7 protein-coding genes are annotated in these 7,632 nt (G+C 61.7%); 1 reads left to right on the top strand and 6 read right to left on the bottom strand.

What is annotated here, in order from left to right:
• Positions 1-414: 414 nt before the first annotated feature.
• Both pnp and rpsO read right to left on the bottom strand, forming a co-directional pair.
• The gene (pnp, locus tag AB2N08_RS12175) at positions 415-2,517 is read right to left on the bottom strand and encodes a polyribonucleotide nucleotidyltransferase (RefSeq protein ID WP_367610903.1); all 2,103 of its coding nucleotides are present in this window, start codon (positions 2,515-2,517) and stop codon (positions 415-417) included.
• A 178-nt stretch (positions 2,518-2,695) separates the two neighbouring features.
• Positions 2,696-2,965: a 30S ribosomal protein S15 gene (gene rpsO / locus AB2N08_RS12170; RefSeq protein WP_183555352.1), complete on the bottom strand. Its 270-nt coding sequence runs from the start codon at positions 2,963-2,965 to the stop codon at positions 2,696-2,698.
• Positions 2,966-3,118: 153 nt separating this feature from the next.
• On the opposite strand from rpsO, the gene bamE reads away from it, so the two are divergent.
• Positions 3,119-3,613 carry an outer membrane protein assembly factor BamE domain-containing protein gene (bamE, locus tag AB2N08_RS12165; RefSeq protein WP_367610902.1) on the top strand — a complete coding sequence of 165 codons (495 nt, stop codon included), beginning with the start codon at positions 3,119-3,121 and terminating at the stop codon, positions 3,611-3,613.
• A 4-nt stretch (positions 3,614-3,617) separates the two neighbouring features.
• Here bamE and AB2N08_RS12160 read toward each other — a convergent pair whose 3' ends face one another.
• From AB2N08_RS12160 to ilvC, 4 genes are all read right to left on the bottom strand, one after another.
• Positions 3,618-4,508: an alpha/beta hydrolase gene (locus AB2N08_RS12160; RefSeq protein ID WP_367610901.1), complete on the bottom strand. Its 891-nt coding sequence runs from the start codon at positions 4,506-4,508 to the stop codon at positions 3,618-3,620.
• A gap of 17 nt (positions 4,509-4,525) precedes the next feature.
• Positions 4,526-5,392 carry a CDP-diacylglycerol--serine O-phosphatidyltransferase gene (gene pssA, locus AB2N08_RS12155; protein WP_367610900.1) on the bottom strand — a complete coding sequence of 289 codons (867 nt, stop codon included), beginning with the start codon at positions 5,390-5,392 and terminating at the stop codon, positions 4,526-4,528.
• Positions 5,393-5,532: 140 nt separating this feature from the next.
• Positions 5,533-6,300 (bottom strand): SIMPL domain-containing protein, encoded by a 768-nt coding sequence (locus AB2N08_RS12150; RefSeq protein ID WP_367610899.1) that lies wholly within the window; start codon positions 6,298-6,300, stop codon positions 5,533-5,535.
• A 309-nt stretch (positions 6,301-6,609) separates the two neighbouring features.
• Positions 6,610-7,626: a ketol-acid reductoisomerase gene (gene ilvC, locus AB2N08_RS12145; RefSeq protein ID WP_367610898.1), complete on the bottom strand. Its 1,017-nt coding sequence runs from the start codon at positions 7,624-7,626 to the stop codon at positions 6,610-6,612.
• Positions 7,627-7,632: the final 6 nt, after the last annotated feature.

Below are 7,632 nucleotides of genomic sequence, written 5' to 3'. Positions count from 1 at the left end.
CTGGCGAAGACGTCGAGCTCATTTAGCCACAGTTAAAGCGTAGGGAAAAGACTGATAGCTGATCGCTTGTGTATGTCCGCTTTGGGTCGAAAGCGGACGCTAACGGAGCCTATCTAGCCTGCCTAGCTGTGACAAACCTCATTCGCGCATGCGGCATAAGCAAGACCATTCACCGCGATGTTGTGGCGAACATTATCTGGAAGAACGGTATGGCATGAGGAAATCTTGTGGCGAACCTATTATCCGTTCACACCGCCGGCCCGTGTACGCACTGCAGCTCGGTTTACGCATCGGCGCCATCCGCATACTGTGAGCTCTTCCGCCACCCACCGGCATAAAAAAACCGCCAGGCTCACGCACTGGCGGTTTTTTCAACTTGAAGCGGCGAACCGCTTCAATTGATGGCACGAGCTATTACACCGCCGCGCCTTCAACCGGATCAGCCGCCTTCATCGACAGCTTCAGACGACCGCGCTCGTCGGTCTCCAGAACCTTGACGCGCACTTGCTGGCCTTCTTTCAGGTAGTCGGCAACAGCGTTCACACGCTCGTTGGCGATCTGCGAGATGTGCAGCAGGCCATCCTTGCCTGGCATGACTTGCACGATCGCGCCGAAGTCCAGCAGCTTGAGCACGGTGCCGTCGTAGGTCTTGCCCACTTCGACCGATGCGGTCAGCTCTTCGATGCGGCGCTTGGCTTCCTGGCCGGCGGCAGCGTCGACCGACGCGATCGTGACCACGCCTTCGTCGCTGATGTCGATCTGGGTGCCGGTCTCTTCGGTCAGCGCGCGGATGACGGCGCCGCCCTTGCCGATCACGTCACGGATTTTTTCCGGATTGATGCGGATGGTGATCAGGCGCGGTGCGAAGTCCGACAGCTCGGTCTTCACGGTTGGCATGGCCTTCTGCATTTCGCCCAGGATGTGGTGACGGCCTTCTTTGGCTTGCGCCAGTGCCACCTGCATGATTTCCTTGGTGATGCCCTGGATCTTGATGTCCATCTGCAGCGCGGTGATGCCTGCTGCCGTACCGGCCACCTTGAAGTCCATGTCGCCCAGGTGATCTTCGTCGCCCAGGATGTCCGACAGCACGGCGAACTTGCCGCCTTCCTTGATCAGGCCCATGGCGATACCGGCCACGTGCGATTTCATTGGCACGCCGGCGTCCATCAGTGCCAGGCAGCCGCCGCAGACCGAAGCCATCGACGACGAGCCGTTCGACTCGGTGATTTCCGAGACCAGGCGCACCGAGTAGCTGAAGTCTTCGGCGTCAGGCAGCGCAGCGATCAGCGCGCGCTTGGCCAGGCGGCCGTGGCCGACTTCGCGGCGCTTCGGCGTACCGACGCGGCCGGTTTCGCCGGTGGCGAACGGAGGCATGTTGTAGTGCATCATGAACGAGTCGGTGTACTCGCCCATCAGCGCGTCGATCTTCTGGCTGTCGCGGGCGGTGCCCAGGGTGGCAACGACCAGCGCCTGCGTTTCACCGCGGGTGAACAGGGCCGAACCGTGGGTGCGTGGCAGGACGCTCGAACGGATCGAGATCGGACGCACGGTGCGGGTGTCGCGGCCGTCGATGCGTGGCTCGCCTTCCAGGATCTGCGAACGCACGACCTTGGCTTCCATGTCGAACAGGATGTTGCCAACGTCGCCTGCATCGGCAGTCACGCCAGCCGCGCTCAGGTCAGCCATCACTTCCGACGACAGCGATTTCAGCTTTTGCTGACGCGCCGATTTTTCGCGGGTCTGGTATGCATCGCGCACTTTCGCGCCGGCCAGTTCGCCGATACGGGCGATCAGTTCTTCGTTCTTTGGCGCCGGCGCCCATTCGACTTCCGGCTTGCCGCCTTCGGCGACCAGGTCGTGGATCGCGTCGATCACGACTTTCATCTGGTCATGACCGAACACGACGGCGCCCAGCATGATTTCTTCGGACAGTTGCTTGGCTTCCGATTCGACCATCAGGACGGCGGTTTCGGTACCGGCCACGACCAGGTCCATCTGCGAGGTCTTCAGCTCGGTGGTGGTCGGGTTCAGGATGTACTGGCCGTTGGCGTAGCCGACACGCGCGGCGCCGATCGGGCCACTGAACGGGATGCCGGCGATGCACAGGGCGGCCGAGGCGCCGATCATCGCAGGGATGTCCGGATCGATTTCAGGGTTGACCGACAGCACGTGGATGATGACCTGGACTTCGTTCAGGTAGCCTTCCGGGAACAGCGGACGGATTGGACGGTCGATCAGACGCGAGGTGAGCGTTTCTTTTTCGGAAGGACGGCCTTCGCGCTTGAAGAAACCGCCCGGGATTTTACCCGCAGCATACGTTTTCTCGAGGTAGTCGACGGTCAGCGGGAAGAAGTCCTGGCCCGGCTTGGCATCCTTGCGTGCGACCACAGTTGCCAGCACGACGGTATCTTCGACCGACACCACGACGGCGCCGCTTGCCTGGCGAGCGATTTCGCCCGTCTCCAGGGTGACAGTGTGTTGACCGTACTGGAAGGTTTTCGTAACTTTGTTAAACATGGGGTATCCCTTTCATTTTGCCGACAGATTTTCAGGTGCTGTCGTTCACCTCTCACCACGGGCCGCTCACGAGCAGAGCGGCCTTGCTGCAATAAATAACCGGCTTAAAAACGAAAAATGCCCGCGACAGTGAACTGGCGCAGGCATCTTGTGACTTAAACCGTCTGGCGCAAACGAATTACTTACGCAGGCCCAGTTTAGCGATCAGGTCGCGGTAACGGTTCAGATCCTTGTTCTTCAGGTACGACAGCAGGCTCTTGCGACGGTTGACCATCATGATCAGACCACGACGCGAGTGGTGATCTTTCTGGTGGGCCTTGAAGTGGCCGTTCAGGTCGTTGATGCGTGCGGTCAGCAGTGCAACTTGCACTTCTGGCGAACCGGTGTCTTTTTCGCCGCGTGCGTTGTCCGCGATAATCGCGGCTTTGTTCAGAGTTTCTACGGTCATGATGTTACCTTTCACATGCGGTGCAAGAGTCGGAACCCAACGCACCGTGATTTATCAAATGACTATCCGGATTCGGACAGACCGGCAAGTATAGGGCAAAACGCCCGATCGAACCAGTGTTTGCCGACTCTGCACAGCGTAAAGGCGAAAATAATGAACCAGATGATGAAAATAACAACGCTCACGGCCGCCCTGCTGCTGGCAGCCTGCGCCACGCGCCCGGCGCCGCTGCCCGGCGACGCAGCTGATGTCGTGCAAGCCAAGCTGGGCACGCCCACTGCCGTGTACACCGACGGCGCCACGCGCACGCTGGAATACGCTACCGGTCCGATGGGCCAGTACACGTGGATGGCGCACCTGGGGCAGGACGGTCGCCTGACCTCGTACGAGCAGGTGCTCACCGGCGAAAAGTTCGCCACGCTCAAGGTTGACCAGGCCACCAAGGACCAGGTGCTGCGCACGATCGGCAGGCCCGCCGAGCAGTCACGCGTGGCGATGCAGAATTATGAGGTGTGGTCGTACCGCTACAAGGAGGCCGGCGTGTGGAACTCGATGATGCACGTTCACTTCGACGGCCAGGGCATCGTGCGCCAGATGATGAACGGGCCGGATCCCATGTATGAACCAAGGGAACGCAGCCCGTTCTGAACCGTCAGCGCACGGGCGGCAGGTTGCGCCCGCCGTCGCTGCGCACGAAGTCTTCGACTGCGTCGAGCGTCGGCGCCAGGCGCTTGAGTGACGTCGACAGCGTCGCCAGTAACGTGACGTGGTTCACGCCGGTATAGCTCACCTCGCGCACTGGCACGCTGGTCACGCGCAGGCGCTCGGCCAGTGCGCCGGTATTGCGCACCGGATCGACGGTCGAATCGTTGCGCGCCACGATCAGCAATGCCGGCGGTGCATTCTCGGTCACATGGTTGATCGGCTGCGAATCGCGGGGCGTGTCCGGATACAGGAACACTGGGCGCGTGGTGGGGTTTTCAACGGGCAAAAAGTTGTACGGCCCGGCCATGCCGATCCAGCCGCGCAGAATGCTGGGGCCTGTGCCCTGCGCGCGCAGCCAGCGTGGGTCGAGCGCCAGCATCGCCGCGTTGTAGGCGCCGGCGCTGTGGCCCATCGCATAGATGCGCTTCGGGTCACCCCCGTACGCCGCGATGCGGCGCGAGGTCCAGGCCAGCGCCTGCGCGCTGTCTTCCAGAAAATCGGGATAGCGCACTTGCGGATACAGGCGGTAGTCGGGAATGACCACCACGAAACCGCGCGCCGCCAGCGCGCGGCCGACGAACGCATAATCGCCCCGTTCGCCGCTGACCCAGTTGCCGCCGTAATAGAACACGATGACGGGCGCTTTGTCGCCGCCCTTCTCCGGACGGTAGATATCGAGCACGTGGCGCGGATTGGCGCCGTAGGCGGCTGACTTGACGGTGCGCGTGTCGCCGCTGGGCGAGACGGCATTGACCAGCGACAGCGGCGAGCAGGCGCTCAACGCGCCGGCCAGCAGCAGGACAAAGGCGACGGATGCCGCGAGGTAAGGTGCTCTCATGTGCGGGCGGCCGGCGATCAGCGATGCAGGTCGTCGTCGGCGTCGTCGAGCGGGATGATGCTGACCCGCTTGCCTTTCGCACGCTGCCACACATACACGGCGTAACCCGACAGGCCGTAGATCACGAAGATCGGCCACAGCACCTTGGGCGGATCGATCGCCAGCAGCGCCAGCACCAGCGCAATCATGAACACCGCGATGAACGGCACCGACTTGCGGAAGTTGATGTCTTTAAAACTGTAGAACGGCACGTTCGACACCATCGTCAGGCCGGCGAACACGGTAATGCACCATGCGACCCAGTCGACCTTGCGCGCACTGACGCTGATGTCCGGATCGATCATCATCATGATGAAGCCGATTACGAGCGCCGCTGCGGCCGGGCTGGGCAAGCCCTGGAAGAAGCGCTTGTCGACGACTTCGATATTGGTGTTGAAGCGCGCCAGGCGCAGTGCGGCGCAGGCACAATAGATAAAGGCCGCGACCCAGCCCATCTTGCCCATGCCGCGCAGCGACCATTCATAGATCACGAGCGCCGGCGCGGCGCCGAACGAGACCATGTCGGCCAGGCTGTCGTACTGGGCGCCGAATTCGGATTGGGTATTGGTCAGGCGGGCGATGCGCCCGTCCAGGCCGTCGAGGATCATCGCGATGAACACGGCCCAGCAGGCCTGGTCGAAGCGCTGGTTCATCGCCATGACGATGGCGTAGAAGCCGCAGAACAGCGCGGCGGTGGTGAAGGCGTTCGGCAACAGGTAAATGCCGCGGCCCCGCTCACCGGCGGCGCGCGCTTGCGCACGGCGCCCGAAACGCTTTTTCAGGCGGGAGAATCGTGGGCCTTTGGGTGGGGCCCCTGGTGTTCTTCTTCGTGGAAAAGTTGGCATAAGCAATCGTATTCAAGTAAGCCGCCGAGCGACTGTTCCCAGCCATTATAGAGGCGGGACCCGTGTTAGCGAAACACTACGCTAACCCGGCTGGCAATTGCATGGCGCTTACTTGAACACAACAGTGGCCGAGCGGGGTATTACTTGAACTTGACCTTGCCCACCAGGCGCATCTGCAGTGTGGTTTCGCCTGGCTCGAAGCTTGGTTCCGCCATGCCATCGCCCGCGTCTGCTTTCATCATGGCGCGGCTACCCATGACTTCGACGCGCTGCGCTTGGGCGTAATTGCCCGAGCCTTCGAAGTCGACCGTATCGAGTACGGCGTCGCCCGGCTGGCGGCCCATGGCCTTGGCGATCGAGACGATGCGCTCGTTCAGGTTTTGATAAGTGGCGGCGATGCGCTGGTCGTCGAGGCGCTTTTCGGTGGCCGGGGTCAGGCCGAAGTTGATGTTATTGATCTGCAGGACCTTCTGCGCAGCGGCGGCGGTCTTCGGCAGCGCGGCAAGGTTCGTGGTCTTGACTTCGAGGTACTGGCCTACGCGCCAGGCGATCGGCACCGGCTTGACCGGGGCAGCAACGCGGCCCACTGGCTGTGGCGGCACTTCAGGGTACACCGGGTAGGTGTAGTAACCCTGGGTTTTCAGTTCGGCCTTTGGATCGGCGCGACGCACGATCTCGGTGCCCTCTTTCATCTTGCGATTGACGCGGTCGGCGGCGGCGTTCTTGTCCTTGTCGTGCTCTTCGACGGCGAAGGTGATCGTCGCTTCGTCGTTGGCGTGCTTGACTTCGCCGAAGGCCGGGACCACGACCATGGTGCCGGTGGTGGCTGCGGATGGGGCGGTCTGCGCATTGGCAGCGCTGAAGGCCAGCACGAGGGCGGCGGCGACGAGGGATTTTGCAAATGCCATTTGTTGTTCTCCTGTAAGTTGCGACGAATGTCTGACTTACTTATACGATACCGCGCATGGGGAAAACAGCGTGATTTTGTAATGGACAGTTGCAAATGAGTAGCTTTTGAAACGTGTTGGCAATCGTCGAGCAGCGCGCAGGGCGCAGGGCGCAGCGACCGCATTGGCCCGCGCCAGACGCACGTCGTCCCCGCGAAGGCGGGGACCCAAGTTTGCTTGAGCGGCCACTTAGATTGAAGTAAGTGGCACGCTCCGAAACTTGGGTCCCCGCCTGCGCGGGGACGACGGTTTTGAGGCTAACTTGAAAGCTTAGTTCTTCGACTGATCCACCAGCTTGTTCTTCGCGATCCAAGGCATCATCGCGCGCAGTTTCGCGCCGACTTCTTCGATCGGGTGCTCGGCGGTCAGACGACGGCGCGAGATCAGGGTCGGTGCGCCGGCCTTGTTTTCCAGGATGAAGCTCTTGGCGTATTCGCCGGTCTGGATGTCTTTCAGGCACTGGCGCATCGCGTTCTTGGTGTCTTCGGTCACGACGCGCGGGCCGGTGACGTATTCGCCGTATTCCGCGTTGTTCGAGATCGAGTAGTTCATGTTGGCGATGCCGCCTTCATAGATCAGGTCGACGATCAGCTTCAGTTCGTGCAGGCACTCGAAGTACGCCATCTCTGGCGCGTAACCGGCTTCGGTCAGCGTTTCGAAACCAGCCTTGATCAGCTCGACCGCACCACCGCACAGCACGGCCTGCTCGCCGAACAGGTCGGTCTCGGTCTCTTCGCGGAAGTTCGTTTCGATGATGCCGGCACGGCCGCCACCATTGGCCATGGCGTACGACAGCGCGATGTCGCGTGCGGCGCCCGATTTGTCCTGGTACACGGCGATCAGGTGAGGCACGCCGCCACCCTGCGTGTAGGTGCCGCGCACGGTATGGCCTGGCGCTTTCGGGGCGACCATGATCACGTCGAGGTCGGCGCGTGGCACGACCTGGCCGTAGTGGACATTGAAGCCGTGGGCGAAGGCCAGCACGGCGCCCTGCTTGGCGTTCGGCTCGATGTTCTGCTTGTAGACTTCGGCGATGTTTTCGTCCGGCAGCAGGATCATGATGACGTCGGCGTTCTTCACTGCCTCATCGACTTCAGCGACTTTCAGGCCGGCCTGCTCGACCTTGCCCCACGAGGCGCCGCCGCGGCGCAGGCCGACGGTGACATTGATGCCCGACTCGCTCAGGTTCTGTGCGTGTGCGTGGCCTTGCGAACCGTAGCCGATGATGGCGACGTTCTTGCCCTTGATGAGGGAGAGGTCGCAGTCTTTGTCGTAGAAAACTTTCATGTTGAG

This window comes from Massilia aurea (assembly GCF_040790145.1).
Taxonomy (GTDB): Bacteria; Pseudomonadota; Gammaproteobacteria; order Burkholderiales; family Burkholderiaceae_D; genus Telluria; species Telluria aurea_C.
Note: the sequence above shows the minus strand (reverse complement) of the source record. Positions and strands in the feature narration are given on the sequence as shown.

Excerpts from the sequence above, each read along its gene's own strand:
- pnp (WP_367610903.1), bottom strand. The coding sequence starts at position 2,517 with ATGTTTAACAAAGTTACGAAAACCTTCCAGTACGGTCAACACACTGTC.
- rpsO (WP_183555352.1), bottom strand. The coding sequence starts at position 2,965 with ATGACCGTAGAAACTCTGAACAAAGCCGCGATTATCGCGGACAACGCA.
- bamE (WP_367610902.1), top strand. The coding sequence starts at position 3,119 with ATGAACCAGATGATGAAAATAACAACGCTCACGGCCGCCCTGCTGCTG.
- AB2N08_RS12160 (WP_367610901.1), bottom strand. The coding sequence starts at position 4,508 with ATGAGAGCACCTTACCTCGCGGCATCCGTCGCCTTTGTCCTGCTGCTG.
- pssA (WP_367610900.1), bottom strand. The coding sequence starts at position 5,392 with ATGCCAACTTTTCCACGAAGAAGAACACCAGGGGCCCCACCCAAAGGC.
- AB2N08_RS12150 (WP_367610899.1), bottom strand. The coding sequence starts at position 6,300 with ATGGCATTTGCAAAATCCCTCGTCGCCGCCGCCCTCGTGCTGGCCTTC.
- ilvC (WP_367610898.1), bottom strand. The coding sequence starts at position 7,626 with ATGAAAGTTTTCTACGACAAAGACTGCGACCTCTCCCTCATCAAGGGC.